Source organism: Clostridium pabulibutyricum (assembly GCF_058242705.1).
In genome coordinates this window covers 96,906-123,153 of the sequence record NZ_JBZAYZ010000009.1, presented here as the reverse complement: position 1 = coordinate 123,153, position 26,248 = coordinate 96,906, and the positions used below count along the sequence as shown (strand labels likewise).

The window sequence follows — 26,248 nt, the reverse complement described above, 5'->3', positions numbered from 1 at the left end:
TAAATAATAGCAAAACTTACATTAAAAGTCAATACAAATTTTGAAAAATTAATGTTACAATTACTGAGAAGTTGCATACTGTGCTATTATTGTATAATAGAATAGTTAATAAAGAGAAATTTATATATCGATTAGATTCGACAAAATATTTATAAGGCAGGTGATAATTTTGGATTTGTTGAAGCAATTTATTCGACGCCTGGATGGAAATATAGATATAAAAAAACACAATGTATATGTAGTTGGAGGTTATATAAGAGATAAACTGATTGGAAAGTGCATTCAGCCGAGAGATGTAGATATTGTATATGATGGAGATATTGTGGATCTCATACATAGATTGAACTCATCAGGTTACAGATTTTCTTTGATTAAAGAATCCATGGGTGTATATAGAAGCATGACAGGGGATGGAATTATAGATGTAAGCAGAATGAAAGGAAATACCATATGTGAAGATTTGAGCAACAGGGATTTTACTGTTAATGCAATATGTATGAAGCTGGGTGACAATAAGATAATAGATCCATTGGAGGGAAGAAAGGCACTTAAAAATAGAATAATAAAAGCAGTTGATTCTAATATTTTTAAGGTGGAGCCTATAAGAATTCTTAGGGCTGCAAGAATGTATATCAAGTATGGTTTTCATTTTAATGCTGACACGGAACGAATGCTTGTAGAGAATACATTCAGGTTGGAAGATGTGGCTGGAGAAAAAATATTTTCGGAGCTTATGCTTATATTAAAAAATGATAAATCGGCAAAAGCATTTGAAATGCTGGACTCGTTTTCGATACTGAAACATATAGTTCCATATGTAGATCAGCTTAAAACTATTGGAAAGTGCAGGTATCACGTAGAAGACGTGTTTACACACGTAAATTTGACGTATATGACATTTAAAGATATTTTAGATGGAACAATATCGATAAAAAATTTGAATATGGAGATTTTCAAATTGAAAATTGGAGATTTCAGTTTGAAAGAATACATGTCTTTTGCATGTTTTCTTCATGATATAGGCAAATATAAAGCATATAAAAAGGAAAATGGAAACATTAGTTTTCGTGGTCATGAGAGAAAGGGTATGGAAATTTGCAGAGAGCTGGGTATTAGATTGAAGATGCCGGGAAAAGTTTTGGAATTCATAGAGACTATGGTATATATTCACATGCTGCCCCTCTCATTGTTTAAAAAAGGATTCAAAAATAGCATGAATGAAATTTATGATTTCTTTTATAAGTATTATAAATTTGCTCCATATGTGATTGTACTGTCTTTTTGTGACAACTATGCTACGATGATGCTGCTGGATAAAGAAAATCAAAAACAGAAGTACAAGGAGTTTATAGAATGCATGCTTAAAGAATATGATAGGTACTCCAGTCTTAAAGAAAATAAGATTGTGGATGGAAATTACATTAAAGACACTTTAAATGTTGAAGGTGCTGCTGTAGGAAATATAATCTATGATATCGGGAAGATGAGGTATTTTGGCAGGCTGAACACACAAAAGGATGTTGCAGCGTATATAGACAGCTTGAAAAAATAAACAGAGGTGATTGGTGCATACTTATCAACAATGTGGATAAGTATGCACCAATCATCCAGTACATTAAATATATCAACGTCTAAGACTTATCCACAAAAACTGTTGATAAATTTCTGGATTTTGTGGATAAGTGTGGACAGGCATTCTACTGGTATAATATTTTACCTTGTAAAGCAGTTATGATTAACTTATAATAATATATAAATAAAATATTATTGGAGGAAGCAATCTTGAGAGAAAATAAATTTGATTTGGATTATGTAAAAAAAATAGCAGATCAAATATCAAAGAGCACAATTGTGCCTTATGCCGATTTGCCGCGATATGATTTGTTTTTATCCCAGGTAATTGATTATTTGAACGATAAGTTTTCTGAAGAAAAATACACTAATAATATAGTGCAGAATTATGTAAAGAATGAAGTAATATCAAAGCCGCAAAATAGTAAAAAGAGAGGGTATACAAAAGTACATCTTGCACAGTTGGTGCTTTTGAGTTATATGAGACCCATACTCTCTACGGAAGAGATAAAAAAAGTGTTCAGACTTGCGTTTAATGAAATAAACAATGATGAAGATGACATAATTTCATGGGAGAAAGCCTATGAGATATTTTCCAGCATACAGGAAAGCAGCTTTCAGAATCTTTCTGTAGAAAATATTTTTGACGAGGATAAATTAGAGGATACAATTAAAGATATGAACTTGACTTCGGATCAAGAGGAAGAAAGAATGAAAGTGTTTTTTATAGTCATATCTTTAATTTGTCATGCAAGCTCGGTAAAAAAATTGGTTAAGGTAATAATAAACAACTACAACAGTGAAATTTAGTTTATGTTATTCAAAAGACAGATGCTTTGACTTGCTATTCCCTGCTTTGTACCTGTAAAACCAAGGCCTTCCTCGGTGGTTGCTTTTATGCTTATTGAATTTATGTCTGTTTTGAGCACTGAGGATATGATTTGCCTCATTTTTGGTATGTACGGAGAAAGCTTTGGTTCCTGGGCAATTATTATTGAATCTATATTACCTATTTCATACGAGTGTTTAACAAGTAAAGTGCCTACATGTGAGAGCAGTTTTATACTTGATATGTTTTTATATTTGTCGCTGGTATCAGGAAAGAGTTTTCCTATATCACCGAGGCACATGGCACCAAGTAAGCTGTCCATTATGGCGTGAATGAGTACGTCGGCATCAGAATGACCAAGTAATCCTTTAGTATATGGTATTTTTACACCACCAATTATAAGAGGTTTGTTTTCTACAAGCCTGTGTACATCGTAACCTATTCCTACTTTCATTTTATGTTTGTCCTCCTTGTATGAAAATGTTTAACTTAAAAAAAGGTGCATCTAACTAGGCACCTTAAGATATATACTTTGAATAGTGTATTATTTTGTTTTTTAGGGTCTTTTTATCACTATTATGTGTAGAGCTAAATATACTGATTAGAAAATTTTTAATTGAAGTAAAAATATTAAATTTTTTTAATCGTTTATTCTTGTGCTGTTTGAAATTAACATTGATAACGTTATCTTTCATTACTAGCCCCACCTTTCACAAGATAATGTTTAATTAAATCATATCATAGTTACCTTAAAATGTTAAGATAATAATTTCAAATATTTTCTTGAAGAATTATGTGATGAGTTGATTGAGGGTAATTGTGTACAGCACGAGATTTAAGTAATAAATCTTGTGCTGTATGGATAAAAAAAGGTTTTTTGCTAAGAAAATGATGTTTTAGTAATTAGACTTTGCAGTTACATTTAGGTAATAATATTCTATGAATTTTCTTCAAAAAGTGTTACTTCGTTTTATATGTTAAAAGTTATGCACAAGTTGTATACAAGTCTGTTGATAATGTGCATAAATAGATATGATTCACAAGTTATAAACAATATATTTGTGGATAATGTGTATAACTTGTGCAATTTAAATAAAAATATATTTGTTATTGTATATAATTATATATTATAATAACAATTGTACATTGGCATCCTTTTCTATTTTATATATTTTTAGATTAGTATGGGTATAATTTATAATATGAGACTGAATTTTGCAAATGAGATTATTTTGGAAAGAGTGACACTATATGAATAAAACATCTACAAAAGTTTTAAAAATAGTAGTATTATCTATGACTGTGGTTATCATTGGAGTTTTTGCTCTGTGGCAGGGTTTTTCAAAAAGTCCTGAAAAAAAGCAAAATAACCTGGCAAAAAAGAACACGGCAGGAAAAGCTGTAAGTAAATCCACGATAAAAACTATTAAAAACAGAAATTTTTCAGGGGATATAATTTATAACAATAGTTCAATACCGGTGCTTATGTATCATTCGATAGACTATGAAAAAGGAAACGAACTTAGAATACCAAAAGATATATTTGAAAAACACATGAAATATTTGAAAGACAACAAGTATACAACGCTTACCATGAATGAATTTTATAGTTTTGTGAAAAATAACAAACCAGTTCCAAAAAAGTCAGTGCTTATAACTTTTGATGATGGATATAGGGATAATTACATAAATGCCTATCCTATTTTGAAGAAATTTGACTTTAAAGCGACAATTTTTGTTATCACATCTACAGTTGACAAGGACAGTCATTATTTAAGTTCTAAAGAAATAAAAGAAATGGTAGACAATGGCATAGACATTGAGAGTCATACTGTAAATCATGATAAACTTGAAGGGCTCAGCTATGATGACCAAGTGAAAACTTTAAAGGATTCAAAGCAGTTTCTTGAAAAAGTCATGAATAAGAAAGTGGATTACATAGCATATCCTTATGGAAGCTATAATGATAATACGGAAAAGGCTGCGGAGGAGGCATGTGGATATAAAATGGCATTTACGACACAAAGCGGCTGGGCAAATAAAAATCAGGGAATTTATAAATTGCATAGAGTCTATATAAGTTTGAGTCATGATATGAAAGAGTTTGAAAGAAGGGTAACTAATTCTGATTATGATACGTCTAATTAAGTGAGCTATCAAAATTTATTTAAGCTGGGAGGAAACATTTTGAGGAAGAAAGCAAGTTTATTTATAGCGATGTTGATTTTTTGTCTAATATTTGTAGAATTTAGGGCAAGTGCCGCATTCCCTTTAAATTCTACAGTTACAGGCACCAATTCAAATAAAGAGTGGAAGGTAAAACTAAGTCAGGATTTGGATTCAAGTACGGTAAACAGCAACAATGTTACTGTTTTGGATTCTGCAAAACGTCAGGTGGCTGTTAATTTAAGTGTGGGAAATGACAATAAGACTATATATATAAGTCCTAAAACAGGTGGATATAATCCTGGAGAAAAATATACGCTGATTTTGGGGACAGGTATAAAATCATTGTCGGGAACAGCGCTAAAAAATGCCGTTACTTTCAATTTTACGATAGGACAAGCATATTCAGATGGTACAAGTTATTCTGGGCTTCCTCAGATAACGTCCGATGAATTTCAGTATTTGCCTCTTCTGTCTTCTCAAAAGCAGGCATTTCTTTTGAATTCTACAGAGGAAGATGTACAGTATAGGATATTTGCCGCCAAGGATAATACATATAACGAAGGAACATTTCAGGAGTTAACGGATGGATATACAACACCTGTAGATGGAAAAGTAACAGCAAATACAATGTTGACATCCGGGACAAGTGGTCAGATGTATAAAATTATGATCTATGTAAAGCGGAATGGAGCAACTGGAGTGCACAAGGATTTGAACACTGACTATGACAACTATGTTGTAGATTACCTTAGATGTGTAAGTGCTCTTGACGTGCAGGATAGTAAATATTATATAAATGCAGGAATGAGTTTAAGCAGTGCGGTAGCAATGGAACTTAAGCAGTCGCCTGTATTTGTGGAGACAAATGTTTTCACTAATGCAGCTTCTTCCAACATTATAAAATATTATATGAATCCTAATAACTTTCTTGATGAATATGGAAAATATGAATTTTTGAAACTCAGTTATTCACCTGGAATTACTGCAGCTAATTTGAATGCATTTCTTCAGGATAAAGGAGTTTTCAAGGGATATGGACAGACATTTATAGATGCTGCAAAGGCAAATGATATAAGTGTAAGTTATCTTGTGTCCCATGCCATGCTTGAAACTGGAAATGGAAAGTCAAAATTGGCCAGTGGAAGTGCAAGTTATAATGGAAAAACAGTTTATAACTTTTTTGGAATAGGAGCAGTAGACAGTGATCCAATTGGACAAGGTTCAAAAAAAGCATATGAGCAGGGATGGTTTACCGTACCGGCAGCTATAAGTGGCGGTGCAAAGTGGATAGCCGGAAGTTACATAAACAATCCTACGTATAAGCAGAATACAATATACAAAATGAGATGGAATCTTAAAAACCCATCGCATCAGTATGCTACAGATACAGCCTGGGCATATAAGCAAATAGGAAATATAATAAAAGGAGTTCAGGTAATGTCGGATTCTAAGGAAGTCTTGGATTTTGAGATACCTAAATATAATTAAATGAGGAATAAATTATAGGTCGATTGTACATTTTAAGTTTGATGGAGTGATTAAAGTTGTTTAAGTGGAAGGAACTTTACGGAGAATGTATTGAATGTCATAAATGTATTCTTGCAAATGGCAGAACAAACATGGTTTTTGGTGATGGAAACCCAAAGGCGGATATTGTATTTATAGGTGAAGCACCTGGTGCGGACGAGGATAGAACAGGCATACCTTTTGTCGGCAGGGCAGGGCAATTTTTAAGCAGGTGTCTTGAAAATCTTAATCTTTATAGAGACAAGGATTATTACATATGCAATATATGCAAATGCAGACCGGAAAAAAATAGAACTCCCTATGAAGATGAGGCCAAAGCCTGTCTTCCGTATGTAAGAAATCAGGTTGCACTTGTAAAACCCAAAATTATAGTTTGTCTTGGAGCGACTGCTATGAGGTATATACTTGGAACAGATTGGAGAATTACAAGAGACAGGGGAAAGTGGGTTGAAAGAAAGGGTTTTTATATGACTACTACTTTTCATCCTTCTGCAATACTCAGAGATGCAAATAAAAATGAACTGTTTGTAGAAGACCTTAAAGCTATAAATAAAAAGTACAGGGAAATATCCATGTGAAATATTGACATAATAAAATATATAATTTATTATATTGTTAAAATGCTGTGAAGGAAAGAGTAGCAAATTGACGAATAAAAAGAGAATTGACAAAAGGGTGAAAGTCAATGTTCGAATTAATTTGTGAAGATGGCTCTGGAGCAAATCACCTGAAATTTTATTAAGGTAATTCGCCGCTGCAGGCGTTATAGTGCAAGGTAATTTGTAATTACCTAGTGAGGTTTTTGCCGTGAGGTAAAAATGAAGTAGAGTGGTAAAGTATTTATTATACCTCTATATAAAAGTTCGTTTTATATAGAGGTATTTCTAATTCCCATTAAATACAGAAAGGAAGAAAAAAATGAGTAAAAAGACCTATTATATTACAACACCTATTTATTATCCATCTGCAAAATTGCATATAGGAAATACATATACAACTGTTGCAGCTGATGCTCTTGCAAGATTTAAGAGGCTAACAGGCTACGATGTCATGATGCTTACAGGAAGTGATGAGCACGGACAGAAGATACAAAGGCTCGCAGAGGGAAAAGGTGTCAGCCCTAAAGAGTATGTAGACGAAATAGTGAGTGGAATAAAAGATTTATGGAAAATGATGAATATAAGCTATGATAAGTTTATAAGAACAACGGATGATTATCATGTAAAAGCTGTTCAAAAAATATTTAAAAAGCTGTATGATCAGGGGGATATATATAAGAGTCAATATGAAGGATGGTATTGCACGCCCTGTGAATCATTTTGGACAGAGACACAGCTTGTTGATGGAAATTGTCCGGATTGTGGAAGGCCGGTTGAAAAGGCAAAAGAAGAAGCATATTTCTTTAAAATGTCAAAATATGCACCCAAACTTATAAAATATATAGAAGAATATCCTGAGTTCATACAACCAGAATCACGAAGAAATGAGATGCTGAACAATTTTTTGAAACCTGGGCTTCAGGATTTATGTGTATCAAGGACATCTTTTGATTGGGGAATACCTGTAACATTTGATCCAAAGCATGTAATATATGTGTGGATAGATGCACTTGTAAATTATATAACGGCCCTTGGATATGCAAATGACGACACAGGAAAATTCGAAAAATACTGGCCTGCGGATGTTCATCTTGTTGGAAAAGATATACTGAGATTTCATACTATATACTGGCCGATAATGCTCATGGCACTTGGACTTCCACTTCCAAAGAAGGTATTCGGACATGGATGGCTTTTGGTTGATGGAGGAAAAATGTCAAAGTCAAAGGGTAATGTAGTGGATCCTGTAGTTTTAGTAGATAAATTTGGTGCGGATCCTGTAAGGTATTATCTTTTAAGGGAGATACCTTTTGGGGCAGATGGAATGTTCAACAATGAAATATTTATAAATAAAATAAATTCGGATCTTGCCAATGATCTTGGCAATCTCCTGTCAAGGACCTGTGCAATGATAGATAAATACTTTGACAGTATAATACAGGAACCACTTGAGAAAGATGATTTGGACAGAGAACTTGTAGATATGGGTTTGAAGCTTCCGGACGAAGTTGAGAAAAATATGAATCTGCTTAGAATTCCTGAAGCCCTTGACAAGATATGGGAATTTATTGGAAGATCAAATAAATATATTGATGAAACTACACCATGGGTGCTTGCAAAGGATGAAAGCAAAAGAAAGAGACTTGGTACGGTACTTTATAATCTCGCAGAGAGCCTTAGGGTGATTTCTGTTTGTATTTCAGCGTTTTTGCCTGAAACGAGTGAAAAGATAAATAAACAGTTGAACATTCAAAATGCATCATGGGAGAGTATAAAGTCTTTTGATGGGACTCAGGCAGGTATCAAAATATACAGGGGAGATCCTATATTCCCTAGAATAGATGTTGACAAGAAACTCGAGGAACTGGATAAATTGAAACAAAGTGTCAAATTTGAAGAGAAAGTTGATATTCCGCCTATAAAAGATGAAATAACAATTGATGATTTTGACAAAATTGACTTGAGAGTTGCCAAAGTTATTGACTGTGAGGCTATAAAGGGTTCCAAAAAACTTTTGAAGTTCAAGCTTGATTTGGGCGGACAGGAAAGACAGGTTGTATCGGGGATAGCAAAATATTATAATCCTCAGGATCTTATAGGAAAATCTGTTATAGTTGTTGCCAATCTTAAACCTATAAAGTTGAAAGGTGAACTTTCAGAAGGAATGATACTTTCAGCTGCGTCTGAAAGTGGAGACAAATTGTTTACGACAACAATATCGGGAGATATTGAAAGTGGAAGTACAGTTAAATAACAATACAAAGTGCGGACATGAGTTTTTGTGCCCGCATTTATTTTGGAACTTATGGTAAAGTGTATAAATATTTTTCACAAGGAGAGAATTAAAGATGAAATTTAATATTTTTGATGCACATGCCCATTATGATGATGAACAATTTGACAGTGACAGGGATCAGGTTATAGAAGAACTTCATCAGGATGGAATTGTAGGAGTACTAAATTGTGGAGCTTCCATGGAAGGATCAAGATATTCTGTAAAATTGGCTGACAAGTATGAAATGTTCTATGCAGCGGTTGGAGTCCATCCTGAATTTGCGGATAGTTTTTGTGATCAAAGTTTAATGGAAATCAAAGAGCTCTCTAAAAATCCAAAAGTAAAGGCAATTGGGGAGATAGGTCTTGATTATCATTATGACGAAAATCCTGAACGAAATGTTCAAAAGGAAGTTTTCACAAGACAGATGGAACTTGCAGATAATCTCGGGCTTCCAGTTATAATACACGACAGAGAGGCACATGGTGACACACTTGAAATAATAAGCAGGTTTAAAAATGTAAAGGGTGAGATTCATTGCTTCTCGGGAAGTGTGGAGTTTGCGAGAGAATGTATAAAGCTTGGGTATTATATAGGTTTTACAGGAGTAGTTACTTTTAAAAATGCAAAAAAGGTCATTGATGTAGCAAGGGAAGTTCCACTTGATAGAATTGTTGTAGAAACAGATTGTCCCTATATGGCTCCGGTTCCTATGCGTGGGAAGAGAAATAGATCTGAATATATAGGCTTTACAATGGATAAGATAGCTGAAATAAGAAATATGAGCAGCAGTGAACTAAGTTGCATAACAATTTCAAATACGAGGAACTTGCTTAATTTAGAAGAATAATATAAAATTATAATAAAAATTTTTATAATTTAATTTATTAGTAATTAAATCTTATGTTTTAGCATATGTTTATATTATTAGTGTAATGGTCATTTAAAGTTTCATCTGTTAAATATCTTAAAATGCATAACTTAAAGTATTTTGGACTCATAAATAAATAATTATTTTATTGATTATGCATACCGTGCATTTGGCATTTAAGGTGGAGTGTTCATTTGACATAAATAAACCGTATGTTTATAATGTTGTGTGTCGCTCTTGCCCGGAGGAGGTATTTTTTATGATGGAAAAAGCAAAGACCTGCGTAAACAAATATTTTTCCAATGGTCCTAAGGCCGCAGCACTTATTGCAGCAGTTTTGATGTTAATTTTAATTGCGGTGTTTTTTAATATGAGAAAATCTGTAGTGGTTTCAATTGATGGAAACGATAAAAAAATAACTACGTTCAAAAACACATATGCACAAGCATTAAAGGACAATGGAATTAAACCAGGACCGAAGGACAAAGTAACACCTAGTCTGAACAGTAGAATTCATGATAATGGTAAAATATCCATAAAAAAAGCAGTGAAACTTAAAATCAATGTAGATGGGAAAAAATTAGTTGTAGATTCAGCAGAGGATACCGTCTACAATATGCTGAAAACTGAAAAAATTAAATTAAGTAATCTTGATATAGTATCTCCAAAGAGAGATTCCAAATTGAAAAATGGATTGAATGTTGTTGTGACTAGAGTGAAAATTAAAGACATAAAAGAAAATAGACCAATAGATTTTGAAACAGTTATTAAAAAAGATTCTAATATGCAGAATGGAAGTCAAAAAGTTCTGCAAGAGGGACAAAATGGCGAAAAGCAGACTGTTACAAGAATTACTTATAATGATGGAAAACAAGTTTCAGAAAAAGTAATATCTGAAGCAGTAAAAAAACAGCCGGTAAATAAAGTTATTGCTATGGGTGAAACGCCTATGAGTTTTTCAAGAGGAGGCAGTATTCCTTATCAGAAATCAATTAAAATGAGAGCTACTGCATATACTGCAGATTATAGTAGTACAGGCAAGGCGCCTGGAGATGAAGGATTTGGAATAACGGCAACCGGAACAGTAGCGAGGAGAAACAGCTCTGTTAGTTCTGTAGCAGTTGACCCGAGAGTTATACCTTTGGGAACAAAATTATATGTAGAAGGTTATGGATATGCCATAGCTGAAGATACAGGCGGTGCCATTAAGGGCAACAGAATAGATTTGTTCTTTAATTCCAGTTCAGAAGCAAATGACTGGGGGGTAAAATGGGTTAATGTGTATGTCGCCGAATAGGGGTCTAGGCCCCTATTTTTTTGATTTAATTTAGTTTGGTTTGGGAAAGGGTTGTTGTTTTATATGATTAAAGAAATTATAGTTGTTGAAGGAAGAGATGACGTAACTGCTGTAAAAAAAGCAGTAGATGCCGAGTTGATAGCTGTTGGCGGGTTTGGAATAAATAAAAAGGTTATAGACAAAATAAAGGAAGCACAGAGAAGACAGGGAGTAATAGTTCTGACAGATCCTGATTTTGCAGGTGAAAAAATAAGAAGAATTATTTCCAAAAGAGTTGCTAACATAAAACATGCATACATATCGCAGAAAGACGGATTGAAAGATGGAGACATAGGTGTGGAGAATGCATCTCCGGAAGTAATAAGGGAAGCACTTAAAAATGCCAAATGCGAAGAAAAGAAAAGCCGATGTGAATTTGATATAAATGATATGGTGTTTTTTAAGCTTACAGGAGGAAAAGAATCAAAATATAGAAGGGACAAACTAGGTAAAGAGCTTGGAATAGGATATGCTAATACTGCTCAGTTTTTAAAAAGGCTCAACAACTATGGAATTACAAGGGAAGAATTTATAAATGCAGCCCAAAAGACAGGACTGTATTAATTTGATAAGGGGATAATTATGAATAAAAACTATACTGAGGATATTGTTAAAAAATATACTTTTAGGTTTTCAAAAAATTTGGGACAGAATTTCCTTATGGATCAGTCTGTACTTGATGATATAGTGCAGGCATCTGAAATATCAGAGGAGGATAGTGTAATAGAGATAGGACCGGGAGTTGGAACTTTAACCAGGGAACTTTTGCAAAGGGCAAAATGCGTATCTGCCATAGAGCTTGATGATAATTTAATACCAATTTTAAACAATGAATTGGGGAATTTCGATAACTTTAATTTGATACATGCAGATGCTATGAAATTTGATTTTAACAAGTTGACTGGTGGAAGTAAGAAGGTGAAAATTGTTGCAAATTTACCATATTACATTACTACACCTATAATATCAAAATTATTGAATGAGAATGTAATGTTTGATTCATTTACTGTGATGGTCCAAAAAGAGGTTGGAGAAAGGATTTCATCAGAGCCGGATTGTAAAAAGTACGGTGCATTGTCAATACTTGTTCAATACTATTGTGATATTCAGGTGGTAAGGTATGTAAGTGCCTCATCTTTTGTTCCGAGACCTAAAGTAGACTCTATTGTACTAAAATTAATCAAACGTGATTCTCCAAAGGTAGAGTTAAAAGACAAGAAGTTATTTTTTAAATTGGTAAGTCTTTCTTTCAATATGAGAAGAAAGACACTTTGGAATGCATTAAAACCGTTGGGAATTTTGAAGGAAGATATCGAGAGGGCTTTTATAGAAGCCGGCATTGATCCAAGAAGAAGAGGGGAAACACTTTCAATTTTTGAGTTTTCAAAATTAAGTGATTGTATATATAAAGTGTTACAATAAATTTCATCAAATAAAAAGTTATTGTTCACTTTTTGAAGGTTGCCTCATATATTATAATGAATAAAATATATGGAGGTACAGCAAATTGGCACAAAAAAAGAGTTATAGCAGGTACTTTATAATACTGCAGGAAGATGAAAAGGGATACTCTTTAGCTTCCGACAAAATAGCTTCGGGATACGCCAAATTAGAGACTAAAAATAATAAATGTAAAATATCTTATTATGTACAAAACCTAAAGAAAGACAATACCCCGTATTACATGATACTTATATGCAATAAGAAAGATACAAAAAAAATAATTAATGTAGGTGAAATGAACATAGATGATTATGGCAGGGCGGATATAGGATATGAATATCCTGTAGATAATATATGCAACAGTGGTATATCTATAGATAAAATATCAGGGGCGGCCATTATCAGAATTTTAGATAAAAATATAATATCAGTTATGAGCGGGTTTTCAAGTATGGAGGTACCAAATTGGAGATCTTTTGATTTTATAGGTAAAAAATCCGTACCTGAAAAACAAAAAATCAAGGATACTGAGAATAAGAAAGCTGACAAGAATGATAAAAGGGATAAGGACGAAAATAAAAGTATATTTGATAAATATGAAGAAAAAATAGAAGTGAAAAAGGCTAAAAAAGAAAGTAAAAATGAAGATATTCTAAAAGACGAGCCTTCTGTTGAAATGGGTAAGAAACAGAGATTGGATAAAAAACAGGAACAATTTACAAATAAAATTTCGGATCTTGTAAAAGAAGAACATAAAGAGCAGCTTGAAAAGCTCAAAAATGAAAATAAAACAGAAGACAAAACGGAAGACAAAGAAAACTTGAAGGTTGAAACAGGAGACAAAGATGAAATTTATATAGACAATTCATCAGTTGAATTGGATAAAGATACGAGAAGTGAAGCAGATGACAGGTCTGATGATGAGTTTTTCGATAACTTGATAAGTGGATTTCAAGAGACATCCAAAGTCAGTAGTGAACTAAAAAGGTGTAAGTGGTATGAAGTGCCGACAGGCAATGGTCAAAACATGTATGATACAAGTGACTATGATAAATATACCTTTATTTATTATCCTATGACTTCTTACTATGGTTATATAAAGAATTACTCGCATTTTTTAATGGGATACAAATATGATGGAGATGGAAATGTAAAGTATATGATTTATGGTATACCGGGTACAAAGGATAAAAGCCAACAGCCATATGAGGGCAGAACGGGATTTGTAACATGGGTGCCTGAAAAAGGACAGGATGATTTTGGATATTGGTTGATGTTTTATGATTTTAGAACGGGTACGGTAGACATACCAGTGGAAAATTGCGGGGCATGAAGTTAATAACTGTAAGTAAGAAAAAGTTGGGCTTTTTGTTAATGATTTTGGGAATCACAATTGTGATATGTACTCTTGGAAGAGTTTTTATGAATAAGTTGGAATTTACGGTATCAAGTGATGAGAATTTGAATAATTTACGCCAGTACAGTGAGCTTGGTGGAAGTGTAAAGTATGAAATACCAGGTTCATGGCAGATTGTCAGACAGGATACTTTTGGGAGTGAAGTGCTTTGTCATACTGATTTTAAAAATAAAGACGGAAAGATAAATGGTTTTTTCCAGGTTTGGAGATCGAATGGAAACCTGGAAAAATTCCTGACGAACAGTAAGAAAATATCCAATAAGCAGAATAATTTATACAAGAAATATTCTTTGGAAAGCAAGAGGATGAATGGCAGAAAGTTATATCTCATAAAGTATGATATGACAAAGGAAATAGGAGGAAGTTATGTGGGCGAGGAATACTTTCTTGAAGGAAACAACAGGTTTTATAGATTTACTTTTTTTGTGAAGGAGAAAGATTTTAGTGAAGCTATGTCTTCACTGTTTGAGCGTATAGTTAAAACTTTGAAATATAATTGATATTTTCTTCCTTTCAAGTTTTGTTATTAATTGAAAGGAAATTTTTTTATAGAATTATATGTTATAATGATTGATGAAACTTTTTAGGTTTAATTAGTTAATATATTCACGAAAGGGAGTAGTGAAAATGGGTAGTTGTAATGATTGTCCAAGTAATTCAAGTTGTAATGTACAAGACAAAAATAAATGTAGTAAGTCTACACCTAGGTTTGGCACAATAAAACATATAGTTGGTATTATGAGCGGAAAGGGGGGTGTTGGTAAATCTACTGTGACAGGTGCACTGGCAATAAGATTAAAACACAAGGGATACAAAGTCGGTGTTCTGGACGGTGATATAACAGGTCCTTCAATGCCGCGTTTTTTTGGCATAAATAAGGAGAGAGCAAGTATGACTCCAATAAATGGAACTGATGATGTGAAATTTTCCACTGTTGATACAGGACTTGGCATTGAGGTAATGTCATTGAATCTTCTGACTGAAAAAGAAGAACAGCCTGTTATATGGAGGGGACCTGTAATTACAGGAGTTCTGAAGCAGATGTATTCGGACACCCAGTGGGATGAGCTTGATTATCTTCTGATAGATATGCCTCCGGGAACTGGAGATGTGGCTCTTACAATAATGCAGGATATACCTCTTGATGGAATTGTCATAGTATCAACTCCACAGGATATGGTATCCATGATAGTCAAAAAGGTAGTTATAATGGCAGAAAAAATGGGCATAAATGTAATAGGTGCTGTAGAAAATATGTCTTATGTAAAATGTAAAAACTGTGATGAAAAAATAAAGTTATTCAGTAAGAAATCAGCAGTAGAACAGGCTGCGTATCTTGGACTTCCGCTTCTTGCCGAACTTCCTATGGATATTGAACTTGCAGACAGCATGGAAAGTGGGAATGTGGAAAAATACATATCAAATTCAACTGACTATGATACGCTTATAGACAATTTTATGAAGAAGTTAAAGCTTCTCTAGTATGTGAATGAAATTTTATGAATATATATAAGAAAATCTGCAAATAACTATACTATTATTTCACAAGAAAGGTGATGAATGCAAATGGAAGCATCAGTTGATAAGGAAGCCTGTATAAGCTGCGGACTGTGTCCGGATACATGCGGGGATGTTTTTGAAATGCAGGATGATGGAAAAGCTGGAGTAATAGTTAACGAGGTTCCAGAAACAAGTGAGGACTCTGCCATGGAAGCAAGGGACAATTGTCCTGTAAATGCCATATCTGTGGAGTAGATTTTCAGTATAAATTAAATTTATAAAAAGCTGTGTTTTGAATGCACAGCTTTTTAAACATTTGTAAAATTATTTTCCAGTATTATGGGCAATGTTCTTTTTAAGTATGGATTCAAGCTGCCTGAAAGGAAGCAATCCTATTATGACCATGCATATAATTGATTCTATTAGCAAATATCCTGCATTTAGTGTAAATGAATAAACAGCGGGTGACATTCCTTTTGGTGCAAAACTTCCGAAAAACAATATACCGGAAATAAAATGACATACAAATCGGGCGAACATTGCAATGGCTGTTCCTGCGAGTTTATGATTTTTAAAATATCCTGCAAGCCCAATTGCCATGAAAGGAAGAGGATAATCAAATAACACCTGAACTGGTTGTAATATATAGGGATCCAGTATCAAGGTTATGATGCCATAGAGAAAACCGGTTAACGAACCAACTTGAGGACCATACAGAAACGACATCAAAAGTATTGGAACCATGCTTCCTAGAGTTATACTTCCACCTTGGGGAAGATGATATATTCTGAATACTTTAAGTATTGTCGCCAGGGCAAGAGCTATTCCAATTTGTGCTATGAGTTGTGAGTTGAGTTCTATTTTTTTAACCCTTATTATAAATAAAAGTATAATTATAAGGGCTATAAGTGCAAATATAGAACTTGGATGTGAAATTACTTCCTGAAAATTTTTAAGCAGTGACATAATAAAAAAAGACCTCCTTTATTTGCTTTGAGGTACTAAAAGGAGATTTGGCTTTTAAGTATAACTATTACGAAATAATATAGAGCTTCCCTTCGCTGGTATTGTCCAGATCAGGTAAAGGGTTAATAAAGTTATTTCTCAGCTTTCAAAAGCACCCCTAGCATTAACACTATTATACTACGCAGTGTGTATTCATTCAACACATTGGCGGAATTGACATATTTGCACTGACTTTTGAGGTGAGTTTTGCCTGGAAAGGTTCTATATTCAGTCTGTCACCTATTTTTGAATGATGTGGAATATAGGAGACTGATACATGCATGGTTCTTCCGTCCACAAGAGATATTGTAGCTTCCATGTTGTTTATATCTATTATTTTTCCTATCATTTTTTTACCTCCATATAATTTTTGGTTGTGATATAATTATTTTGGTTAAGATAACTATAATTATTCATAAGCAAGGAATTTGAAGTTAAACTCCATTAACTTTAAAATTACGGCTTAAATGTGAATTGATATTTCTACGATTAAATAGTACAATTATATACAATATATAGTAGTTTGGAGGATGGGTAAATGCTACATGTTGTAAAAAGAGATGGAAGAAAAGTAGAATTTAATTCTATTAAAATAACAAATGCCATAAAAGGGGCATCTGATGAAATAGGGTGCGATTTAAAGGAAAGTGAATTTATTGATTTAACTAGAGAGGTTATATCACGTATAGAAAAAATCAATCTTGAAGAGATAGATGTGGAAAATATACAGAACATAGTTCAAGAAGTTCTTATGGAAAAAAAGTATACCAGAATAGGGTTTGCATATTCAAATTATAGACAGGACAGAAATAATATAAGAGAAATAAAGTCTGATCTTATGAAAGCTATTGACAAAATAGGTGTAGAGACTGACAGGGACAATGCAAATGTAGGAAACAACTATAGTTCTAAGCTTTTAAGAATAGCAAGTGAATCAAACAAATGGCACAATCTTGCAAAGATGCCAAAGAGTCTTGCAAAAGCTCATGAGAATGGTGACATATACTATCATGATTTGGATTCCTATAATTTGACTATCAATTGTCTTCATATTCCAACAAGAGAAGTGCTCCTAAGGGGATTTAATACAGGATATGGATATATAAGGCCGCCTAAGCGAATAGAATCAGCAGCAGAGCTTTCATGCATTTTGCTTCAGTCATCTCAAAATGACATGTTCGGAGGACAGTCGCATCCTGATTTTGATAATGATATGGGAATATTTGTTGGACCTACAAGACAGGAAATAATAAAGGAATTCGAAGGAATTGGCATAAGTGGAGACAAGGCAAGGGAAATAGCGGAGAAGAAACTTAGAAGAAGTGTAGAACAAGCAATGCAAGGCATAATTTACAACTTGAATACTATGCACTCCAGAGCAGGTTCACAGGTACCTTTCAGCTCTATAAATATAGGTGTGCCAAGGTCAGACGATGCAGCTCTTATTTGTGAAGTGTTTTTGACGGAATATGAAAAAGGACTTGGACAGGGAGAACAGCCTATATTTCCAAACATAATATTCAGGGTTAAAGAAGGCGTCAATAAAAATCCGGAAGATCCTTACTATTATTTGTTTAGAACTGCATGCAGAGTGGCAGCAAAGAGAATGAATCCTACTTTTATGAACATGGATGCAGATTTTAACAAGGTTTATTATGATAAAGGGATACTTCCATCTACTATGGGATGCAGAACTTATGTATGTTCAAATGTCAATGGAGATGAAGGACCAAAGGGAAGAGGAAACATAGCACCAACTACAATAAATCTTCCGAGAATAGGAATTCTGTCAAAGGGTAGTGTAGAAAAGTTTTTTAAACTTCTTGATGAACGATTGGATCTTTCCAGACAATCGCTTATGCACAGGTATGACACCCTTAAGAACTTAAGGCTCAAAGACCTTCCGTTTGTTGCAGGACAAAAGCTTTTAAAAGGTTCTGAAAATCTAAAGGATGAAGATTCTATAGAACCTATATTGAAGCAGGGAACCTGGGGCATAGGTTTTATAGGACTTGCAGAAACCTTGATTGCAATTACAGGGAAGCATCACGGGGAAGATGAAGCATCAAGAGAACTTGGAGTTAGGATTATAACTCATATAAGAAATTATACTGATAAGCTTACAAAAGAAACTCATCTGAACTGGAGCTGTTATGCTACTCCGGCCGAAGGTTTAAGTGGAAAATTTATTGTAAAGGACAAAAAAATATTTGGAGAGATAAAAGGAGTTACTGATAAGGATTATTATACTAATTCATATCATGTACCTGTGGGTTTCCCAATATCAATAAGAGATAAGATAAACATTGAAGCACCATATCATAAACTTTGCAATGGAGGACATATAAGTTATATAGAATTGGATGATTATCCATCCGAAGATACAGTTTATGATATAATAAACTATGCTTACAGCAAGACAAATATAAGTTATATAGGAATAAATTTCCATATAAGATACTGCAAGAGCTGTGGAACTTATCTTCACGGAGAGGATAATTGTCCTAAATGCGGCAGTAGTGATATCCAGGGAGTATCGAGAGTTACAGGATACCTTTCATTGGATGAAAGATTTGGAGAAGGAAAAGTTGCCGAAAGAAAAGACAGGATATCGCAGGCTACAGGACGTCAAGTTTATTTTAAATAATATTGAAATTTAATTCAAGGGGATTATAGGTTATGGAAAACAAGTTAGTTAGGTTGGCTGGGATTGCTTATGAAAGCCTTGTCAACGGACCTGGACTTAGAAGAGTATTTTTTGCACAGGGTTGTGGTCATAACTGTGAAGGCTGTTTTAATCCCTCAACCCATGATTTTAATGGCGGACAGCTGATGAAGGCTGATGATTTGATTGACAGTATTGCTTTGAATCCTTTAATAAAGGGAGTTACGTTTTCAGGCGGCGACCCATTTTATCAAGCTGAAGCTTTTGGATATATGGCCAGCAGGATAAAAAAACTTGGACTTGATATATGGTGTTATACGGGATACAAAATTGAAAACATACTGAACAATGACGTTGTAGAGGCAGGAACATATCTTCTAAGCAACATAGATGTTCTTGTCGATGGAAAGTTTGAAGCTGACAGGCTGGATCCTAATCTTAAATTTAGAGGCTCCAGTAATCAGAGAATTATAGATGTAAAATCAAGTATGAAAAAAAAAGATATAATATTACTTGATATTTAGAACATAATAAGTAATAATTTAGTTGATATTGTACAAGGAAGTGATACTGTGGATAATAATTCTGAAATTGAAGTTTGCTCTTGTCATGAGGTTCATAAGGGCTGTATAGAAAATGTAAAAGAGAGTATGCTTTCAGAAGAGACTTCCCTTATGTTGTCCTCGCTTTTCAAGGTGCTCGGTGATCATACAAGGATAAAGCTTATGTATGCTTTATTGAAAAGTGAACTTTGTGTTTGTGATATAGCTGAGGTTTTAGGAATGAGTCAATCGGCAATATCCCATCAGCTGAGGATATTGAAATCTGCTCATCTTGTAAAATTCAGAAAGGAAGGAAAACAAGTATATTATTCCCTTGATGATCAGCATATAAATCAGCTTTTTAGTGCAGGGCTTGAACATGTAGAACACAGTTCTTAAAAAATAAAACTCCCCGTGTAATTTATAAAAATTGCATGGGGAGTTTTATTTCATATGCTGTAATTTAATATTTTTACTTTGTTAAATTCTTTTAGGCTTTTATCAAGCTGTATTGAATTTGTTCCTGTGTTTTCACTATTTTTAATATTTCTCAAAAAAGTTTCAAGACCGTCAAGCTGAAATGACAAAAGTTCAGTTTTATAATGCATGGGTATTATTAAGTGTGGATTTATTGATTTTGCAACTTTTGCAGCTTCTTTTCCATCTATTGTGAAGTTTCCTCCAACGGGTATGAAAAGCACATCTATATTCTTCAATTTTGAAAGCTGTTCATCTGAAAGCAGATGTCCAAGGTCACCGAGATGACATACCCTGTAACCATCCAGTTCTATTATGAAAATTATGTTTTTACCTCTTTTTGCCCCTTTTGCCTTGTCGTGATAGGAAGGAATTCCTAAAATTGATGTATCTTTAAAGTTGAAGCAGCCAGTTTTATCGATTATATTTTCACAGGTTAGTTCGGAAGTATAGTCATGATCAAAATGATGATGGCTTATAGTTACTACATTGACTTTTTCGCGAAATACCTTGTAGCCGGTTGTATTGTCGAAGGGGTCCGTAAGAATTCTTGTACCACCCGAGGATTCAAGCAGGAAACTTGAATGACCGATATATGTTATTTTCATAGAAATCACCTCATATTTTTATAATATACAACTATTATATAACATATATTTGTGTTTGATTCTTATATATAGATTTATTGGGTATCAATTCAATAATGTTTATATTATAATATAATTTGTAATATTGAAGATTAATTTGTATATATGTGAAATATATAGAAAGAGAGGTGCTAAATTGAAGAAACCTATTTCATACAAACTGCTTTTCAGCATTGTTCTCATATTTTCATTTGTTATGTTTTTAAGGAATGGAGTGGTATATGCTGCGCAGAATTATGATGGCAGTACTATTGGAAAAGATGTTGAAGTAAATAAAGTGTGGAAAATAACTTTTAATAGAAGTTTGGACAAGTCTACTGTGAACAGTTCCAATATAATTGTTAAAGATTCTAACGGACAGGTGGTATCTGCCGGCTTGAATACTGAAAACAATGGATGTACGGTGAGTATAACTCCTCAAGTAAATTATGAGTATGGAAGGGATTATACAGTTGTAATTCGAGGAGGAATAAAAACCTCCGAGGGAATTGAGCTTGGCAGGGATGTTCAATTTAAGTTTTCAACAAAAAAATCTCCGGACAAAAGCACAAACGGCAAGTATACAGTCACGATTGATGCTTCTCACGGGGGACAGGACAGTGGATCATTGTCGGACTCAGGAGCAAAGGAAAAGGATGTAAATTTATCAGTTGCTTTGAAAACAGGTGAAATATTAAAGCAAAATGGTGTAAATGTGGTTTATACGAGGACAGAGGACAAGGCACTTGACGATAATGCAAGAGCGGATATATCGAACAAGTCCAATTCAAGTGAATTTGTAAGCATACATGCAAATTCTTATTCCAAGGACAAAAATGTTAAAGGAATAGAAACGTATTATTCTGCGCAGAACAAGTCGGATCAGTCCAAGGCAGAAGCAGAAAGCGTACAAAAACAGATTGTGAAATTTACAGGCTCTCAAGATAGGGGAATAAAGGAGGCTTCTGCTGAAAAGGAGGAAAAGTTCAGTAAAATAAATGCTCCTTCTATAATGGTGTATTTGGGTTTTATGACAAATCAAAGTGAGAGTGATGCGTTAAGCAGTTCTGATTTTCAAAATAAGAGTGCAAAAGGTATTGCACAGGGAATATTGATGTCTTTAAATCTTGCTTATGAGGATAAAGATGAAAATCAAAACAACGAAGGAGATACAAAGGTGCCTCCGAATTCGGGCAAAAATCCGACTGTTGTCATTGACCCGGGGCATGGCAGGGGCGATGATGTAGGTTCAAGCGGAAATGGATATCAGGAAGATGATGTAACTCTTGATGTAGCACTTAAAACAGGAGCAATACTTAAAAATAAAGGGGTAAATGTAGTTTATACAAGAACAACGGATGAGAGGAAAACCAGTTCAGCTACTGTAACTCAAAGTCTTCAAAAGAGATGTGATGTTGCAAATAACTCCGGGGCAAAATTTATGGTGTCAATACATACGAATGCGTTTGACTCAAGTTCTGCTGAAGGTACGGAAACATTGTACTATACAGGAAGCAGCGAGGGACAGAAACTGGCATCACTTATCCAGAAAAATATTGTAGGAGCTATTGGTACATATGACAGGGGACTAAAGGATGGAAGCTGGCTGTACATAACCAGAAATACAAAAATAACGACGGTACTTACAGAACCGGGATTCCTTACGAATTCAAAGGATGCTTCGATTCTAGGGAATGATTCCGGAAGACAGAAGACAGCTGCGGCGATTGCGAAGGCAATATGTACGGCACTTGGTATTTCATAAAAATTTATCAAATAATTTGACAATGAAAAATCTGTATAATATAATGATAAGGAAATTATATTATACAGATTTTTATTGGTGAAAAGCGTTGAAGAGGAAGAGTACTCAAGTAATTTTACTAAAAGAGAGCAAATGATTGGTGAAAATTTGCAGTGAAGCTTGGGGAATATCACCTGACAGCTAGAAGTCCGAATGTTTGATTAAGTAAGACTTTTCGTATTTTCTGCGTTAAAGATTTAATATATTTTCACGTGAATATTTATTCATAGGTGGTACAGCGAATTTAACTTCGTCCTATTTTTAGGATGGAGTTTTTTACTTTTAAGATATACGAATGAGGAAAGGAGTTAAGTTATGTACGACAAAATCGATAATTCCAAGAATTTTACTGACAGAGAAAAAGATATAATTGACTTTTGGAAAGAAAACAAAATTGTTGAAAAAAATTTTGAACTTAATAAAGATGGAGAGTATTTTACATTTTATGATGGTCCTCCAACAGCCAATGGAAACCCGCATATAGGTCATGTACTGACAAGAGTTATGAAGGATTTCATTATAAGATATAAAATTATGAAAGGTTATAATGTACTTAGAAAGGCTGGGTGGGATACACACGGACTTCCTGTAGAGCTTGAAGTTGAAAAGAGCCTTGGAATATCAGGAAAACCGCAAATTGAAAAATATGGAGTGGAAAAGTTTATAAAAAAGTGCAAGGATAGTGTATTCACATATATAAGTGAATGGAAGGAAATGTCCGACAGAATAGGATTCTGGGTGGATATGGATGATCCTTATGTTACATATCATAATGACTATATTGAATCAGAATGGTGGGCACTTAAGAAAATATGGGAAAAGGGACTTTTATACAAAGGGTACAAGGTAGTCCCATATTGCCCTAGATGTGGAACTGCACTTTCATCTCATGAGGTATCCCAGGGATATAAAGATGTAAAGGAAACTTCAGTATATGTAAAATTCAAACTGAAAGATTCTGATAAATACATGTTGGCGTGGACTACTACCCCATGGACCCTTCCAAATAACATGGCACTTGTTATAAACAAGAGCTATGACTACGTAGAAGTAGTAAACAAAGGGGAACATCTAATACTTGCGGAGGCGCTCCTTGGAAAACTCGAAGGGGAATATGAAGTCATAAGCAAATTCAAAGGAGAAAAGCTTCTCGGACTTTCCTATGAACCAATGTTTAATTTTGCAAAGTTCGAAGGAAAGGCACATTATGTTCTTCACGGCGATTATGTAACACTTACAGATGGAACGGGAATAGTTCATACTGCTCCGGCATTCGGTGAAGATGACAGCAATATATGTAAAAAGTATGATATACCTGTTGTAAATTCAGTGGATACTCAGGGAAAATACAAAGAAGAAGTTACACCTTGGAAAGGTCTTTTTGTAAAAGATGCAGACCCCAAGATAATAAAATACCTTGAAGAAAACAATATATTATATAAGTCTGAGAAATTTACTCATTCATATCCATTCTGCTGGAGATGTGATACTCCACTTTTGTATTATCCTAGGAGAACCTGGTTTATAAAAATGTCTGCAATGAGGGATAAACTTGTTGAGAATACAAACAATACGAATTGGTATCCTGACAATATAAGGACAGGAAGATTTGGAAAGTTTGTAGAAGGTGTTATAGACTGGAACCTAAGCCGTGAAAGATACTGGGGAACTCCCCTTCCAATATGGGAATGCGAATGCGGGCATAAAGAATGTATAGGAAGCATTGAGGAACTTAAGGAAAAAGGTATGAATGTACCTGAAAACATAGAACTGCACAAACCGTATATAGATGCTGTAAAAATAAAGTGTCCTCACTGCGGAAAAGAAATGAAGAGAGTGTCTGATGTAATAGATTGCTGGTTTGATTCAGGTTCCATGCCTTTTGCACAACATCATTATCCTTTCGAAAACAAGGATGTGTTTGAGCATAACTTTCCAGCACAATATATAACGGAGGCGGTTGATCAGACAAGAGGATGGTTCTATACGCTTATGGCGATATCCACTGTGCTATTTGATAAGAGTCCTTTTGAGAATTGCATGGTTCTTGGGCATGTGCTTGACAAACATGGTCTTAAGATGTCAAAACATAAGGGGAATGTACTTAGTCCATCAGTTGTGCTTAACAGTGAAGGAGCAGATGCAAGCAGATGGTATTTTTACACATCAAGTGCTCCATGGCTGCCTTCAAGGTTCTATGAAGAAGCAGTACAGGACAGTCAGAGAAAATTCCTTGGAACTTTGTGGAATATATATTCATTTTATGTTCTGTATGCTGAAATTGACAAATTTAATCCTCTTGAACACAAGAATTTTGTTTCCAGCAATGTAATGGATAAATGGATAATGTCGAGATTGAATTCACTTGTGAAGGAAACGGAAAATCATCTCGATCATTATGAAGTTACACAGGCGGCATTAAATATAGGAGATTTTGTTGATAGACTTTCAAACTGGTATGTAAGAGTGAACAGATCAAGGTTCTGGAGTTCGGAAATGACAGATGATAAAATATCAGCTTATATGACTTTGTACAGGGTACTTGTAAAGCTTGTAAAGATTGCAGCACCTTTTGTACCGTTTATGACAGAGGAAATTTATCAAAACTTGGTTGTAAAACTTGATAAAAATGTTCCTGAAAGTGTTCATCTGTGCAGATGGCCTGAATGTGATGAAAAGGTAATAGACAATGAACTTGAAAAGAATATGGATGAGGCTTATAGAATAGTTAAGCTTGGAAGAAGTGCAAGAAATACAGCAAATATAAAGAACAGACAGCCTTTGTCGGGTATGCTTGTTAGTCTTAAAAATCTTCCAGACTATTATGGAGATATAATAAAGGATGAACTCAATATCAAAAATATACAATTTGGAGCGGATTTATCTAAATATGTAAATTTCGATATAAAACCGAATTTGCCTGTACTCGGCAAAAAATATGGAAAGCTCATACCTGGAATAAGAAAAGAAATATCCTCAATGAATCAAGTTGACCTTGCAAATAAGATAAGTTCTGGGAAAACCGTTGAAATTGAAGTACAGGAACAAAAGATAGACTTGAATCCTGAAAATGTTCTTGTTACAATGAAAGGGCTTGATGGATTTGCATTTGCAGGAGAAGAAACTGTTGGAATAGTTCTCGAAACTGAAATAACCAAGGAACTTAAAGAAGAGGGAGACTTGAGGGAACTTTTAAGCAAAATTCAAAATCTGAGAAAAGAAAGTGGATTCGAGGTTGCAGATAATATAAAGCTATATGTTTCAGGAGATGATTATCTGGAAGGTGTAGTTAAGAAATTCGAGGAACAGATAAAGAAGGAAACATTGTCAACAACTGTATTTTACAACGAAGATGCGTTATATAGTGATTACAAGATAAATGGCAGGGATTTTAAAATTTCAGTTGAACGTGTAAAAAGTAATTAGTTAAATTATAATTCAACAAGTTATAATCATTAATTATGATTATAACTTGTTTTATGTATTGCAGAAAAATGACATTAAATTATCAGAAATAGTGCAAACTAACTTGTAATAGTTTAACTTTATAAGTATAATTAAAAAAAAGAAATCGAATCGGTAGGTGAGTAG

General features: G+C 33.9%; 23 protein-coding genes, 1 riboswitch and 1 other annotated feature. Of the genes, 19 read left to right on the top strand and 4 right to left on the bottom strand.

Annotation, left to right across the window (positions count from 1 at the left end):
- Positions 1-169: 169 nt before the first annotated feature.
- Positions 170-1,552, top strand: coding sequence for an HDIG domain-containing metalloprotein (locus tag AC4CVH_RS10975; RefSeq protein ID WP_490787803.1), 1,383 nt, complete (start codon positions 170-172; stop codon positions 1,550-1,552).
- A 230-nt stretch (positions 1,553-1,782) separates the two neighbouring features.
- Positions 1,783-2,382, top strand: a complete 600-nt coding sequence (locus AC4CVH_RS10970) for a DUF1836 domain-containing protein (RefSeq protein WP_490787802.1) — start codon at positions 1,783-1,785, stop codon at positions 2,380-2,382.
- On the opposite strand, the gene ispF is transcribed toward AC4CVH_RS10970, so the two are convergent.
- On the bottom strand, positions 2,379-2,855 hold the full coding sequence (ispF, locus tag AC4CVH_RS10965) for a 2-C-methyl-D-erythritol 2,4-cyclodiphosphate synthase (protein ID WP_490787801.1): 477 nt from the start codon (positions 2,853-2,855) through the stop codon (positions 2,379-2,381). The two genes, AC4CVH_RS10970 and ispF, sit on opposite strands and share 4 nt — an antisense overlap.
- Positions 2,856-3,652: 797 nt before the next feature.
- On the opposite strand from ispF, the gene AC4CVH_RS10960 reads away from it, so the two are divergent.
- The 12 genes from AC4CVH_RS10960 to AC4CVH_RS10905 all read left to right on the top strand — a co-directional run bounded on the left by AC4CVH_RS10960 (position 3,653) and on the right by AC4CVH_RS10905 (position 15,793).
- Complete coding sequence (locus AC4CVH_RS10960) at positions 3,653-4,549, top strand: polysaccharide deacetylase family protein (RefSeq protein WP_490787800.1); 897 nt, start codon at positions 3,653-3,655, stop codon at positions 4,547-4,549.
- A 39-nt stretch (positions 4,550-4,588) separates the two neighbouring features.
- Positions 4,589-6,058, top strand: coding sequence for an N-acetylglucosaminidase (locus AC4CVH_RS10955; RefSeq protein ID WP_490787799.1), 1,470 nt, complete (start codon positions 4,589-4,591; stop codon positions 6,056-6,058).
- Between the two features lie 56 nt (positions 6,059-6,114).
- Positions 6,115-6,675 carry a uracil-DNA glycosylase gene (locus AC4CVH_RS10950; RefSeq protein WP_490787798.1) on the top strand — a complete coding sequence of 187 codons (561 nt, stop codon included), beginning with the start codon at positions 6,115-6,117 and terminating at the stop codon, positions 6,673-6,675.
- Positions 6,676-7,015: 340 nt separating this feature from the next.
- The gene (gene metG / locus AC4CVH_RS10945; protein WP_490787797.1) at positions 7,016-8,950 is read left to right on the top strand and encodes a methionine--tRNA ligase; all 1,935 of its coding nucleotides are present in this window, start codon (positions 7,016-7,018) and stop codon (positions 8,948-8,950) included.
- Positions 8,951-9,044: 94 nt separating this feature from the next.
- A complete protein-coding gene (locus AC4CVH_RS10940; protein WP_490787796.1) occupies positions 9,045-9,821 on the top strand; it encodes a TatD family hydrolase in 777 nt (258 codons plus the stop codon).
- A gap of 280 nt (positions 9,822-10,101) precedes the next feature.
- On the top strand, positions 10,102-11,139 hold the full coding sequence (locus tag AC4CVH_RS10935; protein ID WP_490787795.1) for a resuscitation-promoting factor: 1,038 nt from the start codon (positions 10,102-10,104) through the stop codon (positions 11,137-11,139).
- A 63-nt stretch (positions 11,140-11,202) separates the two neighbouring features.
- Complete coding sequence (rnmV, locus tag AC4CVH_RS10930) at positions 11,203-11,742, top strand: ribonuclease M5 (RefSeq protein ID WP_490787794.1); 540 nt, start codon at positions 11,203-11,205, stop codon at positions 11,740-11,742.
- An 18-nt stretch (positions 11,743-11,760) separates the two neighbouring features.
- Complete coding sequence (gene rsmA / locus AC4CVH_RS10925; RefSeq protein WP_490787793.1) at positions 11,761-12,600, top strand: 16S rRNA (adenine(1518)-N(6)/adenine(1519)-N(6))-dimethyltransferase RsmA; 840 nt, start codon at positions 11,761-11,763, stop codon at positions 12,598-12,600.
- Positions 12,601-12,685: 85 nt separating this feature from the next.
- Positions 12,686-13,954 carry a DUF7922 domain-containing protein gene (locus tag AC4CVH_RS10920; RefSeq protein WP_490787792.1) on the top strand — a complete coding sequence of 423 codons (1,269 nt, stop codon included), beginning with the start codon at positions 12,686-12,688 and terminating at the stop codon, positions 13,952-13,954.
- Between the two features lie 89 nt (positions 13,955-14,043).
- Positions 14,044-14,538 carry a hypothetical protein gene (locus tag AC4CVH_RS10915; RefSeq protein WP_490787791.1) on the top strand — a complete coding sequence of 165 codons (495 nt, stop codon included), beginning with the start codon at positions 14,044-14,046 and terminating at the stop codon, positions 14,536-14,538.
- 127 nt (positions 14,539-14,665) lie between these two features.
- Positions 14,666-15,520: an Mrp/NBP35 family ATP-binding protein gene (locus tag AC4CVH_RS10910; RefSeq protein ID WP_490787790.1), complete on the top strand. Its 855-nt coding sequence runs from the start codon at positions 14,666-14,668 to the stop codon at positions 15,518-15,520.
- 84 nt (positions 15,521-15,604) lie between these two features.
- Positions 15,605-15,793 carry a ferredoxin gene (locus tag AC4CVH_RS10905; protein WP_490787789.1) on the top strand — a complete coding sequence of 63 codons (189 nt, stop codon included), beginning with the start codon at positions 15,605-15,607 and terminating at the stop codon, positions 15,791-15,793.
- A gap of 69 nt (positions 15,794-15,862) precedes the next feature.
- On the opposite strand, the gene thiT is transcribed toward AC4CVH_RS10905, so the two are convergent.
- Together thiT and AC4CVH_RS10895 are read right to left on the bottom strand one after the other, a co-directional pair.
- Entirely contained in the window at positions 15,863-16,504 is a 642-nt protein-coding gene (gene thiT, locus AC4CVH_RS10900; protein ID WP_490787788.1) for an energy-coupled thiamine transporter ThiT, read from the bottom strand.
- A gap of 70 nt (positions 16,505-16,574) precedes the next feature.
- Positions 16,575-16,673, bottom strand: a riboswitch (TPP riboswitch).
- Between the two features lie 27 nt (positions 16,674-16,700).
- Positions 16,701-16,892, bottom strand: coding sequence for a hypothetical protein (locus tag AC4CVH_RS10895; protein ID WP_490787787.1), 192 nt, complete (start codon positions 16,890-16,892; stop codon positions 16,701-16,703).
- A gap of 189 nt (positions 16,893-17,081) precedes the next feature.
- Here AC4CVH_RS10895 and nrdD point away from each other — a divergent pair, with 189 nt between their 5' ends.
- Genes nrdD through AC4CVH_RS10880 form a run of 3 tightly spaced genes read left to right on the top strand, consistent with a single transcriptional unit; the run spans position 17,082 to position 20,149 of the window.
- Complete coding sequence (nrdD, locus tag AC4CVH_RS10890; RefSeq protein ID WP_490787786.1) at positions 17,082-19,190, top strand: anaerobic ribonucleoside-triphosphate reductase; 2,109 nt, start codon at positions 17,082-17,084, stop codon at positions 19,188-19,190.
- A gap of 32 nt (positions 19,191-19,222) precedes the next feature.
- Positions 19,223-19,732, top strand: a complete 510-nt coding sequence (gene nrdG / locus AC4CVH_RS10885; protein ID WP_490787785.1) for an anaerobic ribonucleoside-triphosphate reductase activating protein — start codon at positions 19,223-19,225, stop codon at positions 19,730-19,732.
- Positions 19,733-19,780: 48 nt separating this feature from the next.
- Complete coding sequence (locus AC4CVH_RS10880) at positions 19,781-20,149, top strand: ArsR/SmtB family transcription factor (protein ID WP_490787784.1); 369 nt, start codon at positions 19,781-19,783, stop codon at positions 20,147-20,149.
- A 50-nt stretch (positions 20,150-20,199) separates the two neighbouring features.
- Here the strand turns inward: AC4CVH_RS10880 and AC4CVH_RS10875 are convergent, their stop codons facing one another.
- Positions 20,200-20,835 carry an MBL fold metallo-hydrolase gene (locus tag AC4CVH_RS10875; protein ID WP_490787783.1) on the bottom strand — a complete coding sequence of 212 codons (636 nt, stop codon included), beginning with the start codon at positions 20,833-20,835 and terminating at the stop codon, positions 20,200-20,202.
- A 175-nt stretch (positions 20,836-21,010) separates the two neighbouring features.
- On the opposite strand from AC4CVH_RS10875, the gene AC4CVH_RS10870 reads away from it, so the two are divergent.
- Entirely contained in the window at positions 21,011-22,618 is a 1,608-nt protein-coding gene (locus AC4CVH_RS10870; protein WP_490787782.1) for an N-acetylmuramoyl-L-alanine amidase, read from the top strand.
- A 79-nt stretch (positions 22,619-22,697) separates the two neighbouring features.
- Positions 22,698-22,918 (top strand) — a binding site (T-box leader).
- Between the two features lie 54 nt (positions 22,919-22,972).
- Positions 22,973-26,083, top strand: coding sequence for an isoleucine--tRNA ligase (ileS, locus tag AC4CVH_RS10865; protein ID WP_490787781.1), 3,111 nt, complete (start codon positions 22,973-22,975; stop codon positions 26,081-26,083).
- The last annotated feature ends 165 nt before the right edge of the window (positions 26,084-26,248 follow it).

Excerpts from the sequence above, each read along its gene's own strand:
- ispF (WP_490787801.1), bottom strand. The coding sequence starts at position 2,855 with ATGAAAGTAGGAATAGGTTACGATGTACACAGGCTTGTAGAAAACAAA.
- AC4CVH_RS10960 (WP_490787800.1), top strand. The coding sequence starts at position 3,653 with ATGAATAAAACATCTACAAAAGTTTTAAAAATAGTAGTATTATCTATG.
- metG (WP_490787797.1), top strand. The coding sequence starts at position 7,016 with ATGAGTAAAAAGACCTATTATATTACAACACCTATTTATTATCCATCT.
- AC4CVH_RS10940 (WP_490787796.1), top strand. The coding sequence starts at position 9,045 with ATGAAATTTAATATTTTTGATGCACATGCCCATTATGATGATGAACAA.
- AC4CVH_RS10935 (WP_490787795.1), top strand. The coding sequence starts at position 10,102 with ATGATGGAAAAAGCAAAGACCTGCGTAAACAAATATTTTTCCAATGGT.
- rnmV (WP_490787794.1), top strand. The coding sequence starts at position 11,203 with ATGATTAAAGAAATTATAGTTGTTGAAGGAAGAGATGACGTAACTGCT.
- rsmA (WP_490787793.1), top strand. The coding sequence starts at position 11,761 with ATGAATAAAAACTATACTGAGGATATTGTTAAAAAATATACTTTTAGG.
- AC4CVH_RS10915 (WP_490787791.1), top strand. The coding sequence starts at position 14,044 with ATGAATAAGTTGGAATTTACGGTATCAAGTGATGAGAATTTGAATAAT.
- AC4CVH_RS10910 (WP_490787790.1), top strand. The coding sequence starts at position 14,666 with ATGGGTAGTTGTAATGATTGTCCAAGTAATTCAAGTTGTAATGTACAA.
- AC4CVH_RS10905 (WP_490787789.1), top strand. The coding sequence starts at position 15,605 with ATGGAAGCATCAGTTGATAAGGAAGCCTGTATAAGCTGCGGACTGTGT.
- thiT (WP_490787788.1), bottom strand. The coding sequence starts at position 16,504 with ATGTCACTGCTTAAAAATTTTCAGGAAGTAATTTCACATCCAAGTTCT.
- AC4CVH_RS10895 (WP_490787787.1), bottom strand. The coding sequence starts at position 16,892 with ATGATAGGAAAAATAATAGATATAAACAACATGGAAGCTACAATATCT.
- nrdD (WP_490787786.1), top strand. The coding sequence starts at position 17,082 with ATGCTACATGTTGTAAAAAGAGATGGAAGAAAAGTAGAATTTAATTCT.
- nrdG (WP_490787785.1), top strand. The coding sequence starts at position 19,223 with ATGGAAAACAAGTTAGTTAGGTTGGCTGGGATTGCTTATGAAAGCCTT.
- AC4CVH_RS10875 (WP_490787783.1), bottom strand. The coding sequence starts at position 20,835 with ATGAAAATAACATATATCGGTCATTCAAGTTTCCTGCTTGAATCCTCG.
- ileS (WP_490787781.1), top strand. The coding sequence starts at position 22,973 with ATGTACGACAAAATCGATAATTCCAAGAATTTTACTGACAGAGAAAAA.